The following is a 1368-nucleotide window of genomic DNA, read 5'->3' on the forward strand; positions in this document are numbered from 1 at the left end:
CAGCTGCACGGTGCACACCAAGACGGTTCGGTCGCGTTTCGTAAGAAGCTTTCACGAGGTCAGTTTCTCGCGTTCGTGGCGCAGCAGCCTAAATGGGTAGTGTCGCAAAGTTTCCGCCAGTTTGAGAAAGCTGTTTAGCTGGGCGCACTTATCCAGCGAGTGCTGCGAACTGCACGAAGCCAGACTGCTCTGACTGATCGAACTGACCTTTCCGGATCATATGCGCGACCTCAATCCCGGCAAGAGTGGCCGAAGCGGAATTCAGCGATTTGAAGGTCTGCATCGGCCGGGTAAGTTTCTTGATGAACCGATGATCCTGCTCAATGATATTGTTGAGATATTTCGTGCGCCGGACCGTGATCAACCAACACCAGCCGCACATCACAAGCAGGCAATTCATATTGAACAATCCAACCGTATTCGATCCGCTCTTGTCGATAACAACTTTGTCTGGCCAACCGTTATTGCCGATGGCTTTCACGAAAAACGCAGTAGCTGCGGCCTCGTCGCGTCGCTCCGATAGCATGAAATCAAGGGTTTTGCCTTCCTTGTCGATCGCGCGATATAAGTATGTCCACTCACCTTTTACTTTGACGTAGGTCTCATCCATTCGCCAAGAGCGGCCAGTGGGAGTTTTCCGGCGATGCGCTTCTTCAGCAATTGCGCCAGCGTATTTCTCGACCCACCGGTTGAGAGTCGCATGATCCAAATCGACGCCGCGTTCGGCCATGATCTCTTCAAGGTCGCGATATGAAATGGGAAAGCGAACGTAGAAATACACGGCATATAAGATAACGGATTTCGGGTACTGCGCGCCTTTGAAACTGATCAACTCTTCAATCCTGATGATTGCTGTGGGGAAGTACCTGACCTGGCTCGCCACGCTCAACATCGCAACTGAAATCCGAAACTTTGCGACACTACCGTCACGGCACGTGTGGCTATGTCTTGCGTGATGTAAGGTTATCGCAGGACCTCAATATCCGTTATTATCAGGCCGTGCCGTTCAATGACCGGCAAGACTTCCGATCAGGACCGCATGTGACCGCCCGTAAAGATGTATTTCACAATCCAGGGGCTCGTATGGGACGGCTAACCGGCCTGGCCTTGTTGATTTCCGCGTCAGATTGACCCAGTTTTCTTAAACATCGTGATCCACGGCCAGTAAAAAAATCTGCTAATTTTTCATGGTATTATATGGTTTCAAAGGGATCAGGAACAGATGAAAATCTGGACCAATCTGACGCGGAAATCAACAGACTCGGAGTATATCGTAAGCGGGAAGGCGTGGCCGTTCAGGCGCTGTAATTCCAGGGCATGAGGGCATCGAGTTCAGCACTGGGCCACTGATTGGCGATGCGTTCCAGG

At 51.3% G+C, this 1368-nt stretch carries 1 protein-coding gene; it reads right to left on the reverse strand.

Annotation, left to right across the window (positions count from 1 at the left end; genetic code table 11):
- Positions 1-148: 148 nt before the first annotated feature.
- Positions 149-832 carry an IS6 family transposase gene (locus BM131_RS19840; RefSeq protein ID WP_090192199.1) on the reverse strand — a complete coding sequence of 228 codons (684 nt, stop codon included), beginning with the start codon at positions 830-832 and terminating at the stop codon, positions 149-151.
- Positions 833-1368: the final 536 nt, after the last annotated feature.

It is taken from the genome of Loktanella salsilacus (assembly GCF_900114485.1).
Taxonomy (GTDB): domain Bacteria; phylum Pseudomonadota; class Alphaproteobacteria; order Rhodobacterales; family Rhodobacteraceae; genus Loktanella; species Loktanella salsilacus.